The 16,988-nt window shown below is 65.1% G+C and carries 15 protein-coding genes; 5 read left to right on the top strand and 10 right to left on the bottom strand.

What is annotated here, in order from left to right:
• Nucleotides 1–55: 55 nt before the first annotated feature.
• From CQ050_RS28220 to ggt, 5 genes are all read right to left on the bottom strand, one after another.
• On the bottom strand, nucleotides 56–1,924 hold the full coding sequence (locus CQ050_RS28220) for a dipeptide ABC transporter ATP-binding protein (RefSeq protein ID WP_105560141.1): 1,869 nt from the start codon (nucleotides 1,922–1,924) through the stop codon (nucleotides 56–58).
• A 14-nt stretch (nucleotides 1,925–1,938) separates the two neighbouring features.
• Nucleotides 1,939–2,826 (bottom strand): nickel transporter permease, encoded by an 888-nt coding sequence (gene nikC / locus CQ050_RS28215; RefSeq protein ID WP_105560136.1) that lies wholly within the window; start codon nucleotides 2,824–2,826, stop codon nucleotides 1,939–1,941.
• Complete coding sequence (locus tag CQ050_RS28210; RefSeq protein WP_105560140.1) at nucleotides 2,823–3,767, bottom strand: ABC transporter permease; 945 nt, start codon at nucleotides 3,765–3,767, stop codon at nucleotides 2,823–2,825. Before CQ050_RS28210 ends, nikC begins: the two co-directional genes overlap by 4 nt.
• Before the next feature lie 136 nt (nucleotides 3,768–3,903).
• Nucleotides 3,904–5,418: an ABC transporter substrate-binding protein gene (locus tag CQ050_RS28205; RefSeq protein WP_105560135.1), complete on the bottom strand. Its 1,515-nt coding sequence runs from the start codon at nucleotides 5,416–5,418 to the stop codon at nucleotides 3,904–3,906.
• Between the two features lie 35 nt (nucleotides 5,419–5,453).
• Entirely contained in the window at nucleotides 5,454–7,082 is a 1,629-nt protein-coding gene (ggt, locus tag CQ050_RS28200) for a gamma-glutamyltransferase (RefSeq protein WP_105560134.1), read from the bottom strand.
• A gap of 106 nt (nucleotides 7,083–7,188) precedes the next feature.
• On the opposite strand from ggt, the gene CQ050_RS28195 reads away from it, so the two are divergent.
• Nucleotides 7,189–8,091 (top strand): LysR family transcriptional regulator, encoded by a 903-nt coding sequence (locus CQ050_RS28195; protein ID WP_105560133.1) that lies wholly within the window; start codon nucleotides 7,189–7,191, stop codon nucleotides 8,089–8,091.
• A gap of 3 nt (nucleotides 8,092–8,094) precedes the next feature.
• On the opposite strand, the gene CQ050_RS28190 is transcribed toward CQ050_RS28195, so the two are convergent.
• The 4 genes from CQ050_RS28190 to CQ050_RS28175 all read right to left on the bottom strand — a co-directional run bounded on the left by CQ050_RS28190 (nucleotide 8,095) and on the right by CQ050_RS28175 (nucleotide 14,735).
• Nucleotides 8,095–10,266: a phosphocholine-specific phospholipase C gene (locus tag CQ050_RS28190; RefSeq protein ID WP_105560132.1), complete on the bottom strand. Its 2,172-nt coding sequence runs from the start codon at nucleotides 10,264–10,266 to the stop codon at nucleotides 8,095–8,097.
• 35 nt (nucleotides 10,267–10,301) lie between these two features.
• Nucleotides 10,302–10,502 carry a hypothetical protein gene (locus CQ050_RS28185; protein WP_105560131.1) on the bottom strand — a complete coding sequence of 67 codons (201 nt, stop codon included), beginning with the start codon at nucleotides 10,500–10,502 and terminating at the stop codon, nucleotides 10,302–10,304.
• A 20-nt stretch (nucleotides 10,503–10,522) separates the two neighbouring features.
• Nucleotides 10,523–12,529: a LamG-like jellyroll fold domain-containing protein gene (locus tag CQ050_RS30790; protein ID WP_233214343.1), complete on the bottom strand. Its 2,007-nt coding sequence runs from the start codon at nucleotides 12,527–12,529 to the stop codon at nucleotides 10,523–10,525.
• Between the two features lie 238 nt (nucleotides 12,530–12,767).
• Complete coding sequence (locus tag CQ050_RS28175) at nucleotides 12,768–14,735, bottom strand: PhoX family phosphatase (RefSeq protein ID WP_105560130.1); 1,968 nt, start codon at nucleotides 14,733–14,735, stop codon at nucleotides 12,768–12,770.
• Between the two features lie 195 nt (nucleotides 14,736–14,930).
• Between CQ050_RS28175 and CQ050_RS28170 the strand changes: the two genes are divergently transcribed.
• Nucleotides 14,931–15,374 carry a general secretion pathway protein GspC gene (locus tag CQ050_RS28170; RefSeq protein WP_105560129.1) on the top strand — a complete coding sequence of 148 codons (444 nt, stop codon included), beginning with the start codon at nucleotides 14,931–14,933 and terminating at the stop codon, nucleotides 15,372–15,374.
• Between the two features lie 64 nt (nucleotides 15,375–15,438).
• Here the strand turns inward: CQ050_RS28170 and CQ050_RS30785 are convergent, their stop codons facing one another.
• Nucleotides 15,439–15,669 carry a hypothetical protein gene (locus CQ050_RS30785; RefSeq protein WP_146121076.1) on the bottom strand — a complete coding sequence of 77 codons (231 nt, stop codon included), beginning with the start codon at nucleotides 15,667–15,669 and terminating at the stop codon, nucleotides 15,439–15,441.
• A gap of 41 nt (nucleotides 15,670–15,710) precedes the next feature.
• Here CQ050_RS30785 and gspG point away from each other — a divergent pair, with 41 nt between their 5' ends.
• From gspG to gspI, 3 genes are read left to right on the top strand one after another with little or no spacing between them, the layout of a single operon-like run.
• The gene (gspG, locus tag CQ050_RS28165) at nucleotides 15,711–16,139 is read left to right on the top strand and encodes a type II secretion system major pseudopilin GspG (RefSeq protein ID WP_035214085.1); all 429 of its coding nucleotides are present in this window, start codon (nucleotides 15,711–15,713) and stop codon (nucleotides 16,137–16,139) included.
• On the top strand, nucleotides 16,111–16,599 hold the full coding sequence (gene gspH, locus CQ050_RS28160; RefSeq protein WP_105560128.1) for a type II secretion system minor pseudopilin GspH: 489 nt from the start codon (nucleotides 16,111–16,113) through the stop codon (nucleotides 16,597–16,599). Before gspG ends, gspH begins: the two co-directional genes overlap by 29 nt.
• Nucleotides 16,586–16,987, top strand: coding sequence for a type II secretion system minor pseudopilin GspI (gene gspI, locus CQ050_RS28155; RefSeq protein ID WP_105560127.1), 402 nt, complete (start codon nucleotides 16,586–16,588; stop codon nucleotides 16,985–16,987). Before gspH ends, gspI begins: the two co-directional genes overlap by 14 nt.
• The last annotated feature ends 1 nt before the right edge of the window (nucleotide 16,988 follow it).

Genomic DNA, 16,988 nt, shown 5'->3' with positions numbered 1-16,988 from the left:
CCCGCGCCCGCCCCCGCCCCGATGCCGAGCGCGTCTCAAGAACCCAAATCAGGCCTCAATAAACCCCAATCGAATGTCTCGCCACGAAATGCCCCTCCCCCACGGCCACCAACGGCTCGACCAACGGATCATCCCCCAGCTTGCGCATCGGGCTGGGAATCTCGTCCACCAGCAATGACCGCTCCCGATGCCGCCGCTGCGGATCCGCGATCGGCACGGCGGCCATCAGCTTCTTCGTATACGGATGCTGCGGATTCTCGAAGATCGCCCGGCGCGGTCCGATCTCGACGATCTGCCCCAGGTACATCACCGCCACCCGGTGGCTCACCCGTTCCACCACCGCCATGTCATGCGAAATGAACAGGAACGACACACCCAGTTCGCGTTGCAGATCCAGCAGCAGATTCACGATCTGGGCCTGGATCGACACGTCCAGCGCCGACACCGACTCGTCCGCGATCACCACCTTGGGATTCAGCGCCAACGCTCGCGCAATGCAGATGCGCTGGCGTTGGCCGCCTGAAAACTCGTGCGGATAGCGGTCGATCATTTCTGGCTGAAGGCCGCACTTGTCCATCAGCCAGCGCACGCGGTCCTGCGCAGCCTTACCGCGGGCCACGCCGTGGATCAACAGCGGTTCCATGATGGAATAGCCCACCGTCATCCGCGGGTCCAGCGACGCGAACGGATCCTGGAAGATGAACTGGATGTGCTGGCGCAACGTCTGCATGGCGCTGCCGCGCAGGGCGCCGATGTTCTTGCCGTCGAACTCGATCGTGCCGCTCTTGCTCTTGACCAGTTGCAGCAACGACCGGCCTGTCGTGGTCTTGCCGCAGCCCGACTCGCCCACCAGCGACAGGGTCTCGCCGGGGTACAGGTCGAAACTGACTTTCTCGACCGCGTGCACCCGCTTTTGCACCCGGCCCAGAATGCCGCCGGTGATATCGAAACTGGTGGTCAGGTCGCGCACCTTCAGCACCGGCCCGTTCTCGCGCCGGACGGTCGTCGGCGCCGCCACGGGCGCATCCACCAGCGCGGCCGGATCGGCGACGCGGGCGGCTTCCTCCACCTTCAGCAGCGGGAACGGCGCGGGCTCGTCGGTGCCATGCATGGCGCCCAGGCGCGGCACGGCGGACAGCAAGGCGCGCGTATAGGCGTGCTGCGGACGCGCGAAGATCTCGTCCGCCCCGCCCTCTTCCACCTTGTCGCCGCGATACATCACCAGCACGCGATCGGCCACTTCGGCCACCACGCCCATATCGTGCGTGATGAAAATCACACCCATGTCCATTTCTTCCTGCAACTGGCGGATCAGTTGCAGGATCTGCGCCTGGATCGTGACGTCCAGCGCGGTCGTCGGCTCGTCGGCGATCAGCAGCTGCGGCTTGCACGACAGCGCCATCGCGATCATCACGCGTTGGCGCATGCCGCCCGACAACTGGTGCGGATAGCGGTCCAGGATCGCGCGGGCCTCGGGGATGCGCACGCGTTCCAGCATGCGCAGCGTTTCCGCGCGCGCGCCGGCCGCGTCCAGCCCCTGGTGCAGCTGCAAGGCCTCGGCAATCTGGTTGCCCGCCGTGAAGCTGGGGTTCAGCGACGTCATCGGCTCCTGGAAAATCATCGCCACGTCGGCGCCACGCACGCGTTGCAGCGTGGTGTCGGGCGCATGCGCCAGATCCAGCACGTCGCCATTGCGGCGGCGCAAGAACATGTCGCCGTTGACGATCTTGCCGCCGCCGTACTCCACCAGGCGCATCAGCGCCAGTGATGTCACCGACTTGCCCGAACCCGACTCGCCCACGATGGCCAGGGTTTCGCCACGATCGACGTGGAACGAGACATTGCGCACGGCTTCGACCGTGCGGTCCGGCGTTTTGAAGCGCACGGTCAGGTCATTGACCTGAACGACGCGTTTGGGATCCATGGTTGCCATAGTGATTACTTTTCCTGACGCGGATCGAGCGCGTCGCGCAGCCCGTCACCCAGCAGATTGAAGCCCAGCACCACCAGGAAAATGGCCGATCCGGGGAAGATCGACATCCAGGGCGCCTGGGTCATGAAGTTCTTGGCCGTGTTCAGCATCGAGCCCCACGACGGCGTCGGCGGCTGCAATCCCAGGCCCAGAAAGGACAGGCTGGCTTCCGCGATGATGGCGGTAGCGATCGTGATGGTGGCCTGGACGATCAGCGGCGGCATCACGTTGGGAAACACGTGCCGGCCGATGATGCGCAAGTCGGATGCGCCCAGCGCCCGAGCGCTTTGCACATAGTCTTCATTCTTGACCGCCAGCACCTGCCCGCGCGTCAAGCGCACGAACTTGGGCGCGGCCGACACGCCGATGGCGATCATCGCGTTCGTCAGGCTGGGCCCCAGAAAGGCCGCCAGCGCGATGGCCAGGATCAGGAACGGAATCGCCAGCAACGCCTCCGTGGCGCGCGAAATGATGCTGTCCGTCCAGCCGCCGAAGTAGCCGGCGGCCAAGCCGAACGGCACCCCGACCACCAAGGCGATCAGCACCGACACCAGGCCCGCCATCAAGGACGCCCGGGCGCCATAGACCATGCGGCTGAAAATATCGCGGCCCAGCTCGTCCGTGCCCAGCCAGTAAGACGCCGACGGCGCCTTGCGGATGGTGGTGAAGCTGGTCTGCAAGGGGTCGTGGTTGGCGATGAACGGCGCCAGCACCGCTAGCAGCACGAAGAACGCCACGATGGCCAGGCCCAGCATCGCGATGTGATTGCGTTTGAATTTTCCCCAGGCGCGGTTGCGGCTGCGGGGCAGCGTGACGGCAGCGGCCGTTGCCGGAGTTGTCGTGGTTGCGCTCATGAGTGCCTCAGGCGGGGGTTGACCAGGATGTACAGGATGTCGGCCAGCAGGTTCATCAGGATGAAACCCACCGCCACGCAGAGCACCACGCCCTGCACCACCGCGTAGTCACGCGTGAATACCGCGTCCACCACCAGCTTGCCAAAGCCCGGAATCGTGAAGACCTGTTCCGTCAGCACCGCACCGGCCAGCAATTCACCAAACAGCAGCGTCACCAGCGTCACGATCGGCATCAAGGCATTGCGCAGCGCGTGGCGCAACACCACCTGGCGCGGCGACACGCCCTTGGCGCGCGCCGTGCGCACATAGTCGGCCGACAACGCTTCCAGCATCGACGAACGCGTATGCCGCATCAGGTACGCGGCGATGGCCGTGGACAGCACCAGCGACGGCATCAGCATGGTCTTGATCGACAGCCAGAAATCTTCGGCGGGCGACACATAGCCCGATGCCGGCAGCAGCTTCCATTGCACCGACACCACCATGATCAGGATGATGCCCAGCCAGAAGTTGGGTATCGACATGCCCGACAGCGCCGCGATGTTCGCCCCCATTTCGATGGGCTTGCCCTTGCGCACCGCGGCGAGGATCCCCATGGGAATGCCGATCAACAGCGCAAAGAACATCGCCATGGCGGCCAGTTGCAACGTCACCGGCAGCTTTTGCGCGATCAGCGTCGTGACCGGCACGTCGGTGCGCAGCGACTTGCCCAGGTCGCCTTGCAGCACCTGCCCGGCCCATGCCGCGTACTGCATCGGCAAGGGGTCGTTCAGGCGGTATTTGTCGCGCAGATAGTCCAGGACGGCCGGGTCGCGCTCTTCGCCGGCCAGGGTCAGCACCGGGTCGCCGGGCAGGATTTTTTGCAGCATGAAGACGATCATCGACACCAGTATCAGTGTCGGTATCGCGACGATCACGCGGCGCAAGATGAGTTTAAGCATGTGGGGAAAACCGTATAACAGGAACGGCGGACGGCGTCCGGCCAACATCACCTGGCGCGCGTCCGCCGCGAAAAGCCAAAGGACGCATTGCCGCGTCCAACGCGCGCGGCAGCCCTGGGGCCGCCGCGCCTCGTCCTTACTTCTGGGCGAACGTCACGCCCTTCAGGCGGATCATGCCATCCGGGTACGGCGTGAAGCCCTTGACCTTCTTGCCCATCGCGAAGGGCCACGGCTGGTAGTAGTTGTACACGCCGGGCAGCTCGTCCTGGATGATGGTCATTGCCTGCTCGTAGATGGCCTTGCGGCGCGTCTCGTCAGGGACGGTGCGCGCTTCGTTCAGCAGCTTGTCCACTTCCGGGTTGCAGTAGTGGCCGTCGTTCAGCGCGCCCTTGCACGTCACGAAGGCGTGGATGTTGCCGTCCGGATCCACCCGGCCCGACCAACCCAGCATGACGACCTGGAAGTTGCCGCCCGACGCTTCCTTTTGCAGCGCCGCGTATTCCGTCGGACGCAACGACAGGTCAAAGCCCGCCTCGGACGCCATCGCCTGCACGATTTCGGCAATCGACGACGTGGTCGTGTTGTTGCCGAACACCAGTTCCGCCTTCACGCGTTCCATGCCGGCCTGTTTCAGCAGCGCCTTGGACTTCGCCACGTCGCGCTGGGTGACGGGAAATTTGTCGCTGTGATAAGGGCTTGCGGGCGGGAACGGCTGCTGCGCCGGTTCAAAGATGCCGCCGCCGGCCACTTCGTTGATGGCGTTGCGGTCGATGGCGTACTGGAACGCCTGGCGCACCAGCTTGTTCTTGAACGGGTTGTCTTCGGCGCGCTTGCCGTTGCCCACGTTGAACATGAACTGCTGGAAGCCCAGGCCGGCCACCGGGGCGAACGTCAGGCTGGCGTCGGTCTTGACTTGCGGCGCGTCGGACGGGTTCAGGCGTTCAAGCATGTCCAGGTCGCCCGCGCGCAGGTTCGACAGGCGCACCGTCGTGTCGGGGATCGGCAGGAAGGTAATGCGCTTGAACGCGTAGTCCTTGGCGCCGTAGTACTGGTCGAATTTTTCCAGCACGATGCGGTCGTTCTGGATGCGTTCAACAAACTTGTACGGGCCCGAGCACACGGGCTTGCGGCCCACGGCGGCCACGTCGGCGTCGGTGAAGGTCTTGGGCGACAACATCATGCCGGCGCGGTCGGACAGCTGCGCCAGCAAGGTGGCGTCCGGCTTCTTCAAGGTCAGCACCAGCGTCGTGGCGTCGGGCGCGTCCACTTTTTCAACCGAGCCCAGTTCGCCCTTGCGCAGGCTGTCCGGCAGCGTCATCGCGCGTTCCAGGTTGGCCTTGGCGGCCGCGGCGTCGAACTTCGAGCCGTCATGGAACAGCGCGTCGTCGCGCAGCTTGAACGTCAGTACCTTGTTGTCGGGGCTGAACGTCCACGACGTGGCCAGTTGTGGCACGAAATGCAGCTTGGGATCAATGTCCACCAGCTTGTCGCACAGCGACGTGAACACGATGCGGCCCACGTACGTGCGGGCGCGGTGCGGGTCCAGCACGTCCGGGTCTTCCTGCAGGCCGATCCGGATGTTCTGGGCGCACGCGGCCCCCGCGGCCAGCGCCAGCAAGCTGGCGCCGAAGGTCATGGTCAAGCGTTTCATTGTGTTTTTCCCCTTGTTGCTTGCGAACCTAACGTTTAGAAGCCGACCGCCTGGCCGTCGCGACGGCTGTCGCTGGCGGCGACGTAACCCAGTTCGTTGTCGTTCTCGGACATGCGCCAGATAAACTGGCCGGCGCCGAAGTCCATGTAGGGATCGTCAACGGATTTCAAAGCATGCCCGAGGTCTTTCAGGCCTGCAATGGTCGACGCCTTCATGTTGGTCTCGATGTCCAGCGTGAAGTCGCGGTTGACCTTCCAGCGCGGCGCGCAGCAGGCGGCCTGCGGGTTCTGGTGGTAGTCGATCATGCGGACGACCGTCTGCATGTGGCCTTGGGGCTGCATGTCGCCGCCCATCACGCCGAAGCTCATGACCGGCTTGCCGCCACGCGTCAGGAAACCCGGGATGATGGTGTGGAACGGGCGCTTGCCGCCTTCGACCACGTTGGCCGACTTGGGATCCATCGAGAAACCCACGCCACGGTTCTGCATGCTGATGCCGGTGCCCGGCACGACCACGCCCGACCCGAAACCCATGTAGTTCGACTGGATGAACGAGATCATCATGCCGTTCTCGTCGGCGGCGGTCAGGTAGATGGTGCCGCCGGCGTGCGGGCGGCCCGCCTCGGCGTGCGTCGCCCGGTCCAGGCGGATCAGCTTGGCGCGGCTGTCGAGGTAGGCATCCGACAACATTTGCTCGGGCGTGACCTGCATGGCGCGCGGATCGGCCACGTACTTGTACAGGTCGGCGAAGGCCAGCTTCATGGCTTCGATCTGGATATGCTGCGACTGCACGGAATCCACGGGGATGTCCGACATATCGAAGCGTTCCACGATGCCCAGCGCGATCAGCGCGGCAATGCCCTGCCCGTTCGGCGGGATCTCGTGCAGCTCGTAGCCGCGGTACGACTTGGAAATGGGCTTGACCCAGTCCGGACGGTAATTGCGCAGGTCTTCCAGCGTCATTGCGCCGCCGCATTCCTTGCTGAACGCGGCGATGCGTTCGGCCAGTTCGCCTTCATAGAAGTCGCGGCCCTTGGATTCGGCGATGCGGCGCAGCGTGTTGGCGGCATCGGGGAAACGGAAATGCTCGCCCACCTTGGGCGCGCGGCCTTCGGGCAGGAAAGCCTGGGCGTAGCCCGGCTGCGACTTCAGTTCGTCCGCGGCGGCGGCCCACTTGTGCGCCACCACCGGCGGCACGGCATAGCCGCGCTCGGCGATTTCAATGGCGGGTTCGAACAGTTGCTCGAACGGCAGCTTGCCCAGCTTCTCGTGCAACGCCGCCCAGCCGGCCACCACGCCCGGCACCGTCACGGCATCCCAGCCGCGCTTGGGCTGGATGGCCAGGCCGTCCGGGCCCGTGCCGTACTTGGCCTTGAAGTATTCGGTGTTCCAGGCGGCGGGCGCCACGCCCGACGAGTTCAAGCCATGCAGTTCCTTGCCATCCCAGACGATGGCGAAGCAATCGCCGCCCAGGCCGCACGACACGGGTTCGACCAGGACGATCGTGGCCGCGGCCGCGATGGCGGCGTCCACGGCATTGCCGCCCTTGAGCAGCATGCGCAGCCCCGCCTGGGCTGCCAGCGGATGCGACGTGGAGACCACGTTGCGCGCGAACAGCGGGATGCGTACGGAAGGATACGGGTTGCCCCAGTCGAAGGATTTCATGTGGCTTGTCTCATAACGGGTAAGCAGGCGAAGGTACTCTCGTGATCTAATTAAATCAATTTGATTTTTTGTTCCGTCATAAAAGAAATTTTTATGGGTCGCAGCGATGAGCACCATCCGGTTTTTGCGCACTTTCCTGGCCGTTGCGCACCACGGCTCTTTTTCCGAAGCCGCCGAGCAGGTCGCCCTGACCCAGGCGGCCGTCAGCTTCCAGATGCGTTCGCTGGAGGCCGAACTGGGCCGCGAACTGTTCGACCGCAGCGGGCGTCTCGCCATTCTTAACGCAGCCGGGCGGGAATTGCTACCTGAAATCAAGCATTTACTGGATTTATACGACCGAATGAGGTTGCCGCGCACCGTGCCTGGCGAACTGGCGGGCGCCGTGTCGGTGGGCAGCATCGTGTCGTGCATGGGAACCCTGTCCAAGGTCGTGTCGGGCCTGAAGAAGGCCCATCCGAAGCTGGACGTGCGCATCCTGTCGGGCAAGGCCAGCGAGCTGGCCGGCAAGGTCGAAGACGGTGAACTGGACGCCGCGTTCCTGGTGGAAGCCGGACGCAAGATGGCCAGCACGCGCTGGACCCCGCTATATGAAGAGCAACTGGTCGTGATCGCCCCAGCTTCCGCCACGGGCAAGGACGCCCGCCAGGTGTTGGCGAACAACCCCTTCCTGCGGTTCGACCGCACCCAGCGCACGGGCCTGCAGATCGACCGTCTGTTGCGGCGCCTGGCGGTGCCGTTGAACGAGTTCCTGGAACTCAACGCCATCGAGACGCTGGTGGAATTGGTGCGCCAGGAAGTCGGCGTGACCCTGCTGCCGCTGATCAATGGGTCCAATTGGCAGCACAGCCCGGAACTGCGGATATTGACGCTGCCGGAAGACTTAGGCCCGCTTTCGCGGGCCATCGGCATGCTGGAACGGCGCGAACACGCGCGCCAAGGGATTACGGCGGCGATCTGCGAGGCGTGCGCCACGGCATTCCGGGCGCGCGAACCGCAAACCGCCGCCTGACCGTCAGGTGCCCATTGCCGGATCCGTGATGGAGGTCTTGCCCGTTTCAACGTGGCCGGCGAAGCGGCGCAGGTAGGACGGGTCTTCGGACAGGCGGGCCGTGAAGTCGTACCAGTGGCCGCTGCCTTCCAGCGCCCAATGTTGTTCGACCTTGCTGCCCGCCGGCACGGTCAGCGTCCAACGCTCGTTATTGGTGTAGTACGCGTTGGGGGTGACTTCGAAGGTGCACGCGTCCTTGCCGCTATTGATGAAGCTGACATAGAGGTCGCCATTGGCGATGTCATAGCAGACGCGGATTTCGGGATCCAGCTGCGAGGTGCGCGCCAGCGCCAGGTCGCCCGCGAAATGGCGGTGATAGCCGTTGGGGCCCAACACCCACAGATCGTACTTGCCGCCATCGGCCGCCGTATCCCAACTTCCTTCCAGCTGCTTGTCCGGTTCCACCGTATAGCGGCGCGGCGCATCGTCCAGATGCAGGCGGTCATACACGTGGAAAACCGCCGCCTGCTTGCCCGTGTTGGAGAACACCAGCCACATATTGCCCGTATTGGGCTGGCTGCGGCCGCTGGTGTGCAGCTCGTAGGGCAAGGCGCGCGCGTAGCGGTAGCCCTTCTCCTGCACCGGCTTGGCTTGCGTCGTCGTGTCCGGCAACGGCACGGCGGTCAACGCTTGCTGGTCAGAGCGCAGTTGGTCGGCGCCGGCACGCGTCAGCGTATTCAGGTCAGGCAGCTTTTCGTCGTTGGGGGTGGCGAAGTTGAAGGCCGACGTCAGGTCGCCCAGCACGGCACGCCGCCACGGGCTGATGTTGTCTTCCGGCACGCCAAAGCGGGCTTCCAGGAAACGCAGCACCGACGTGTGGTCGAACGCCTGGGAATTGACCCAGCCGCCACGGCTCCACGGCGACACTACATACATCGGCACACGCGGGCCGGGGCCGTACACACGGTTATCGGCCGCGTCCTGGGCCGACGCGTGCGTGTGGCGCTCCAGGTCGGTATTGACGGTAGACGCGCCGATCATCGAACCGTCCTTTGTCAGCGACGGAGCGGCGGGCGGCGGCACATGGTCGAAGTAACCGTCGTTTTCGTCGAAGTTGATCAACAGGACGGTCTTGCTCCACACATCCGGGTTCGAGGTCAGCGCATCCAGCGTTTCCTGGATATACCAGGCGCCCTGGACGGGGCTGGACGGGCCGGGGTGTTCGGAATACGTGGCGGGCGCCACGATCCACGACACTTGCGGCAAGGTGCCATTGTTGACGTCATCACGCAGGGCTTGCAGGAAGCCGCCATCGGGCATGGTGTTGGCCGTGCCCTTGTACAAGGGGTTGGCGGCATCCATGCTGGGCGTCCAGGCCGGGTACGGGGATCCGTTGGCCGCGTTGCCCGCCTGTTCGTTGGCGCGGCGGTATTGCTGGAAACCGGCCAGCGAGTTGTCGCCGAAGTTCTCGGGCAGGTTCTGGTACACCTTCCAGCTGACGCCGGCCTCTTGCAGGCGTTCCGGGTACGTCTTCCAGGTCCAGCCAGTGGTGGACGCGCCCAGGCTATCCCACTGGTTGCGGGTCGACGGGCCGTTGCCCTGCGCCAGCGGATCGTTGGTGCCGGTCCACAGGAACAGGCGGTTGGTGTTGGTGCCGCCGTGGGTAGAACAGTGGTAGGCATCGCACAGCGTGAAGGCTTCGGCCAGCGAAAACTGGAAGTCCACCTCTTTCTGGCGGTAGTAGCCCATGGACTGGTTCTGCTTGTAGCGCGGCCACTGGTCCATGCGGCCGCCATCCCACGCCATCTGCGCGTCCATATAGTCGTGCGGCGTGCCGGCCACGCGCTGGGCGTTGCCCTGCGTACTGTCCAGGTGATACGGCATCACCACGCGCGTGCCGTTGCTCTGTTCCCAGACCGACCGGTTCTGCGGCAGCGGGATCGTCATGCGGTCGCCAAAACCGCGCACGCCCTTGTACGTGCCGAAGTACATGTCGAACGAGCGGTTTTCCTGCATCAGGATGATCACGTGCTCGACGTCGTTGATCGTGCCGGTGCGGTTATTGGCCGGGATGGCCAGCGCGCGGCGGATGGCGGGCGGGAACATCGACAGCGCGGTCAGGCCGGCGGTGGAGGCCGCGGCGTTGCGCAGAAAGCGGCGCTTGCCGGCGTGGATCGGGTCTTTTTCGGACTTCACGGTTTCGTTTCCTATGTCTCTGGAAGAAGCGCGGCTCAAGGCGCGCAACGCAGTTCGGGCTTGGCCGGTGTGGGCGGCGTCACCGGCGTTTCGGTGCCGCCGTTGCCGGGCGTGCCGGCGCCGTCGTCGGGCTTGCTGTCGTCGCTATCGTCGCCACCGCATGCAGCCAGCGTGGCGGTCAGCATCAGCACTGCGCCCGCGCGCAGCAAACCGCGCAAAATCATGGAATTGCTCATGGTTTTCTATCCTTGGAACATCAGGGAAACAGTTCGGAAACGGACTTGCCGGACATGGCCAGGGACTTCACTTCGTCGTCGGTCAGGGCGCGCGACCAGAAGGCCAGGTCGTCGAAATTCATCGTGTAGGGGCCCTTGGTGCCGGCGCAGCAAATGCCGTAGGTGCCGCGGCCGTCTTCGTTCAGGCCGATGTGCGGACCAAACACGCCCGCCACTTGCGCCAGATTCACCGCTCCCGTGCCGACCGAGCGGCGCGAATAGCCGATGTCCTTGTCATAGACGTAGGCGGTCATGGTCTTGGCGGCCTTGTCGATGGTCATGGCGATGTAGACCGGCTTGTTCGGCGTGAACTTCACGCCATTGATGTCGACTCGCGACCCGCCACCCGCCAGGTTGAAGCGCAGCTCGGGGCCGGCCCACTGGGCGATGGTGATGCCGGGGTTGCCGCCAGAGTTGTAGTCCTTGTTGCCCAGGATCGAGCGGTCGTTGGCCGTGCCGTCAGACTGGTACCAGAAACCGATCGTGAAGACCTGCAAGCTGTCCAGCAGCCCCGCCGGGTAATCCAGCTTGAAGGCGCCCAGGGCGGCGGCCCCGCGTTCGTTCTGGAACATCTTGCCGAAGATGCCCGCGTTGGCGTAGGCCGGCGCCTGCACGCCGTCGTACGGCGTGATCGCGCCGCCGCCGGCCGCCACGTCGGTCACATTGCCTTCGAACGGGAACAGCATCGTCAGGCCGGTGCGCAGCGAGGCCAGCAGCGGCACGGGCTTGGCATAGACCACCGTGGCGCGGGTCGCGCTGACGGCGCGCCCGGCGGACACGCTGTAGTTCAGCGCATGCACACCTTCCGTATCGAAGGTGAAACCCGTGTCCTCGTAATCCGTGGCGGTTGCCGGCAAGCGCGCCACTTCGGCGCCGTCCCGGCTGACCACGATCTCGTCGCTGGGTTCGCCCACGCGCACCCACGAGAGCGACACGGTCTTGTTGTCCATGGACGTGCGCGCCGCCAGCCGGCGCAGCGCCAGGGGTTCGGACAGCGGCGTGCCCGCCATATCGTAGGCGCCCGCGGCGGGCAGCGCGCCCAGGTGAGCCAGCAGCGTGGGCGTCACATCGGCCGCGCTGGGCAGCGCATACCAGTTGTTGTCCCACACGCCGTCAACCGACGCGTCGTCCGACGTACCCCCCAGCATCGCGGGCTGGTTCGTCGCCAGCACGATGGTCTTGTTCAACGACATGGGCAGGCCGTCGCTGGCGCCCGTCTTATCCAGGCCATGGCTGGCGGCCAAGACGATCAGCCAGTTCTCGCCGGGATTCGCGGCGCGGCGGTCGGCGACCTGTTTGGCCAGCACGCCCACGGCGGCGTCCGTCTGGCGGATGACTGCTTGGTAATTCGCGCCAAAACCGCTATCCGAGGCGGCACGCTCGGCGGCGCCGAACTGGGCCACCACCACGTCGTAGCCTTCCGTGATGCGGTCACGCGCTTGCGTGGCGACGCAATCATCCACGCCGGCGCAGTCCGTCACGGCTTGCAGGTAGCCGGCGTCGCGGTCGCGGCCAACCAGCCCCGCCAGCAACGTCGAATTGAAGGCTGCAGACACGCGTGCATCGGGATGCGCCGCCTTCACGCGCTGGAACAGGCTGGGCGACTTCACCGCCTGGCCCGCGGCGTTGGACCGCACGCCATGCGCGTCGGCCCACTGGCCCGTCAGCAGCGTGGCCCAGCCGGGAACCGCCAGGGTGGGCTGTTGCGTGACGCCGCCCGTCACGCCACCCGTCCAGGCGCGCGTGAGGGTCAACTGGCCGATGTTGGACAAGCTCTTGTCCGCCACGCCTTGGCGCATGGCGTCATAGGTCAGCCCATCGACGCCAATGAACAGCACCTTTTCGACGGCCGGCTTGCCCGGCTCGGTCACCGGCGGCGTGGTCGGCGGCGCCTCGGTGTCGTCGTCATCGTCACTACCCCCACAGCCCGCCAATGCGCTGGTAGCCAGCAACATGGCGCACCATCTTCTCCAATTCAATGCTTGCATGCTTCTCTTCTCGTTTCATGAACAGGGTTTTTATGCTGCGCACATAGTGGCGGCCCAACGTGAAGGCCCCATGAACCCAAGGGCAGAAAGCCTGATCGACGGATCAGGATTCTTTTGCGAAAAACGGAGTGCGTCCGCGCATGAAAAAGGGACCGGCGGACCGGTCCCTGACGTTGCGGCCAACACCGCGCATGCGCCGCTTCGCGGCCTGTGCGGCGCTGCCTGGATGACGCGTGGACTACGCGCCGATCTTCACGCCGGTCAGGTAGCCGACGGCTGCGCCGAAGCCGTCCTTGTAGTTGGCCTTGACCAGCGGCTCGAGCGTGGGCCGCACCACGGCGTGAACGCCACCCCAATCGGCCGCGTGCTGGAAGTTGCTGGTGATGTAGGTCCAGCCGTTGATTTCGTCCACGGCTTGCAGACCGGTGGATTCCGCGGCCACCGGGCACGACAGCAGGCGTGACAACGCCTTCGTGTCGACGTTGTAGGCCCACATGAAGTTGTTGACGTGGCCGCCGCTGTCCTCACCCACGAACAACGTGCGCAGCTTTTCCGAGAACTTCAGGTTGTCGGGGTTCGAGACGAAATCGGCGTTGTGCGTGTTGCCCAGCGCATCCGGCGTCGCCAGCGGTTTGCCGACCAGTTCCGCCACCGCGTCCATGTCCACCGGCACCCATTCGCTGTCGATCGCGCTGCCGTCGGTGTCGACCTGGCCGGCTTGCATGTGCAGCTGGTACACCGCGCCGGCCGCGTTGGCTTCCACCTTCAGGCCCGCAACCTTCCCGTCGATCATGGACGATTCAATGCGCGACATGGCGCTGTAGGCGATCTTGTCCTTGGCGTTGACGGTCGTGCCTTCCATTTTGGTGAAGGCCAGCGTGCCACCCACGAGCGCCGCATAGCGGTGCGTTTCCAGGAACGCCGCGGCCTGGCGGCGGCCCGGCTGCAGCTTCACCCAGTTGTCCTTGTTGTTGTAGCGAATCTTGGTGAACGACGCGTCGGCCGGGTCGGTGGTGCGCACGTCCATGATGTCGGCCGCCACCAACTGGTCAGCCAGCTCCTTGATTTCAGCGCTGGTGGCATGACCCAGTTTGATCCACTTCAGCGTGCCGGCGCCCGCCCCCGTGCCCGAAGTCTGCGTCCATTGGGCCACGTAGAGCGTGCCCGCCGACAAGTCCGCCTTGCGGTCGGCCACGAACATGAACAGGCCGCCGTTGGTGGCGTCGTCGCCCATCAGCGCGGTGCGCTGGTCGGGCATCACCTGCACCAACTCGTGCGAAATGCGGCCCATGCAATAGTGCTTCTTGATGGTGCCCGTGCCGTCCGGATGCACGGTAACTTCCGGCATGTGGCCGTAGTGGTACGGATTGGCCTTGGCGGGGTCGCCGTAGAGGTTCTGGCTGTAGGCCTGGAATGACGCCAGCGTGCGGGCGGTCGTTGCGTCCGGCTCGTACTCTTCGCTGGACAGGTGGGTGCCCCAGGGCGACAGGCTGGCGCCGCAGGTGATCCACAGGCCATGCACCGACGCGGTGTCGACATTGCTGTACTTCACCAGGCTCAGTTTGCCGGTGTTCGGGTCTTGCGACAGGGTCAGCACGGCAATCGGCGACGGCAGCAAACCGTACATGTCGTTGCCGGCCTGGTCCATCGATTGGTATTCGAATTGCACCACGGCATAGACCGCGTTACCAGCCACGCCGGCGACCTTGGTCGGCTCCGACAGGGCCAGCAGCGACGTGCCGTCCGGACAGTTCGAAAAGAACTGGCGCGCGCGGGCGGGCACCGAGTTGTCCATGATCGGCGCGCCGGCCAGGTTGAAGTACCCGCCCGCCACCATCGTGCCGCCCTTGCCGTCCGGCACGGCGTCGCCCGTGATGAAGAACGGCTCGTAGCCCAGTTCAACGGTGCGCTTGGAGCCGTCGCTGAAGGTCAGCGCCATCGCCGAGCTCACGGTCGTTCGCGCCATCAGTTGCGGCGTGGCCAGGGTCGGCGCGGGCATCGACGTGAACGCGGCGGACGAAAACGTCACCGGCGTGGCCGGGGGATTGGGATTCGGATTCGTCGAGCCATCGCTGTCGTCATCGTCGTCGCTCGAATTACAGCCGGCCAGCAGCGCGGCCATGCTGACACCGCCGATCGGCAGCATCGGCGCGCCTCCCAGCATCTTCAGGAGTCGGCGGCGATTGGCTTGATTCGTATCTTGCATGCGGGTGTCCCAGTTGGATCGGATAAACGCGCTCGGGGAAAGTCGAGCGTTGCCGGCATGCTAGATACCCGCCATGTAAGCGCCATGACAAAAAACTGTACGGAACCTGAATCGAACGCGGATTACCGGTATCGGCGTTGTCATGAACAACCGCTATAGTCGGGCGCGTCGCTTTTCGTATTCGTTGTCGCCCTTATGCCGCTTTCCTTGCGCCCTTCCCTGCCTTCCGCGCCCGCCACGCTGCGCGTCCTTGCCGTGCTGGCGCTTGCCGCGGGCGTGGGCGTTTGGGCCGCCGTGCTGCTTGCGCCGCGCCCCGGCCCGTTGCCGCCGGCCGTGTCGGCCGCCGCGCCGCGCGCAGCTGACAACACGCCGGTAGCGTTGTGGTTCGGAAAGGACGAGGTGATGCGCACGCAGATCAGCGTACTGGGCCTGATCGCGGCCGGCCCGGACGGCGCGGCGGTGCTAAGCGTGGATGGCGGCCCGCCGCTGGCTTATCGGGCGGGCGGCGAAGTGGCCCCGGGCATCGTGCTGCGCGATATCGCAGTGGATGCCGTGACGGTGGAACAAGGGGGAAGATTGAACCGCCTGGCCACCCCCGCCGCGCTGGCAGCGTCGGCAGGGATCGCGCAGGTGAATTGAAACGCTGGTAGCTTGAATCTGATGATTGCGGGTCAGGCGGCGCTTCCTTTCAAGCGCCCGCCGATCAGCGCTTGCGGCCCGCGGGGCGGCCCATTTGCTTGCGGCCTGCCAGGTTCGACAGGGAGGACCCTGCCGGTTTCTGTGTGGCGGCAGCCAGCTTCTTCTGTTGAAGCGCCTTTTCCACCAACGCCGCCAATCCAGTCGAAGACTTCTCTTTTGTAGCCATTACCGCTCCTTGTAGAAAGGCCATGGTAGCAGGCGGCCAGCTTTGCAACGCATTACTGTCATATTTCATGTCCACAATTCCGTGCTTCTACTGAATACCGGAGTTGCAAAGTGCGTCAGTTACCGCGCGGGCTCGCCCGCCAGCAAGGTTTCACCCTGATCGAAATCATGGTGGTGATTGTGATCATGGGGATCCTGGCGGCCCTGATCGTGCCACGCGTGCTGGACCGTCCCGATCAAGCCCGGCAAGTTGCCGCCCGGCAAGACATCGCGGGCATCATGCAGGCGCTCAAGCTCTACCGGCTGGACAACGGCCGCTACCCCACCACGGCACAGGGACTGCGCGCGCTGGCGGAAAAGCCCGATGGCGCCAACAACTGGCGCGGTTACCTGGACAAGTTGCCCAACGACCCCTGGGGGCATCCGTACCAATACCTGAGCCCCGGCGTCAAGGGCGACATCGATGTCTTCTCGTTCGGCGCCGACAACAAGCCCGGGGGAGAAAACGGCGATGCCGACATCGGTTCCTGGGAACTCTGAACGCGGATTCACGCTGGTCGAAGTGCTGGTAGTGCTGGTGATCGTGGCCATCGCGGCCAGCATGGTCAGCCTGTCCATCGGGAAAAGCGACAACGGCCTGCGTAGCGATGCCCAACGCCTGGCCGACGCCTTCACCGTGGCGCAAAGCGAAGCCCGCAGCGACGGGCGCCCCATTCGCTGGCTGGCGAACGGCCAGGGCTGGTCGTTCGAACGCCAGGGCCGCCTGCCGGGTCCCAGCGCCCAGGAAGACACGCCGGTGCCGGTCGATCACCTGGAACACGACGACATGTTGCGCGCGCAGACCTGGCGGGCGGGCGCCGTCCAGCTACGGCTGGATCCCGACCGCCCGCTGATCTTCAACACCGAATGGGTGGCGGCCCCCATGGCGCTTACCCTGCGCGCGGGCGACGCCAGCGTCACCCTGCAACGCGACGCCTCCGGCCGCTATGACATCCGTTGAATCGCCCCACTCCGCTGATCGCCAGCGCGGCTTCACCCTGATCGAAGTGCTAGTGGCGCTGGCCATCATCGCCGTGGCGATGGCCGCCGCCCTGCGCGCAACCGGCGTCATGTCGGCCAACAACCGCGCCTTGCAGGACAAGACGCTGGCGCTGCTGGCGGCGCAAAACGCGTTGACGCAGCTGCGGCTGGAACAGACCCTGCCGCGCGCCGGCTCGCAGACGGTGCCCTGTCCGCAAGGCGGCCGCGCGCTGCAATGCGAACTGGTGTTCACCAATTCCATGAACCGCAGCTTTCGGCAGGTTTCCGTGAATGTCCATGACGCCGCGTCCTCGCGCCCGGACGCGGTGCTGCTGCAACTGGACGGGCTGTTGTCCAGCCTGCGATGAG

This window comes from Achromobacter sp. MYb9, assembly GCF_002975275.1.
GTDB lineage: Bacteria > Pseudomonadota > Gammaproteobacteria > Burkholderiales > Burkholderiaceae_B > Achromobacter.
This window is presented reverse-complemented; position numbering and strand designations above follow the sequence as displayed.

Excerpts from the sequence above, each read along its gene's own strand:
- CQ050_RS28220 (WP_105560141.1), bottom strand. The coding sequence starts at position 1,924 with ATGGATCCCAAACGCGTCGTTCAGGTCAATGACCTGACCGTGCGCTTC.
- nikC (WP_105560136.1), bottom strand. The coding sequence starts at position 2,826 with ATGAGCGCAACCACGACAACTCCGGCAACGGCCGCTGCCGTCACGCTG.
- CQ050_RS28210 (WP_105560140.1), bottom strand. The coding sequence starts at position 3,767 with ATGCTTAAACTCATCTTGCGCCGCGTGATCGTCGCGATACCGACACTG.
- CQ050_RS28205 (WP_105560135.1), bottom strand. The coding sequence starts at position 5,418 with ATGAAACGCTTGACCATGACCTTCGGCGCCAGCTTGCTGGCGCTGGCC.
- ggt (WP_105560134.1), bottom strand. The coding sequence starts at position 7,082 with ATGAAATCCTTCGACTGGGGCAACCCGTATCCTTCCGTACGCATCCCG.
- CQ050_RS28195 (WP_105560133.1), top strand. The coding sequence starts at position 7,189 with ATGAGCACCATCCGGTTTTTGCGCACTTTCCTGGCCGTTGCGCACCAC.
- CQ050_RS28185 (WP_105560131.1), bottom strand. The coding sequence starts at position 10,502 with ATGAGCAATTCCATGATTTTGCGCGGTTTGCTGCGCGCGGGCGCAGTG.
- CQ050_RS30790 (WP_233214343.1), bottom strand. The coding sequence starts at position 12,529 with ATGCAAGCATTGAATTGGAGAAGATGGTGCGCCATGTTGCTGGCTACC.
- CQ050_RS28175 (WP_105560130.1), bottom strand. The coding sequence starts at position 14,735 with ATGCAAGATACGAATCAAGCCAATCGCCGCCGACTCCTGAAGATGCTG.
- CQ050_RS28170 (WP_105560129.1), top strand. The coding sequence starts at position 14,931 with ATGCCGCTTTCCTTGCGCCCTTCCCTGCCTTCCGCGCCCGCCACGCTG.
- CQ050_RS30785 (WP_146121076.1), bottom strand. The coding sequence starts at position 15,669 with ATGAAATATGACAGTAATGCGTTGCAAAGCTGGCCGCCTGCTACCATG.
- gspH (WP_105560128.1), top strand. The coding sequence starts at position 16,111 with ATGCCGACATCGGTTCCTGGGAACTCTGAACGCGGATTCACGCTGGTC.
- gspI (WP_105560127.1), top strand. The coding sequence starts at position 16,586 with ATGACATCCGTTGAATCGCCCCACTCCGCTGATCGCCAGCGCGGCTTC.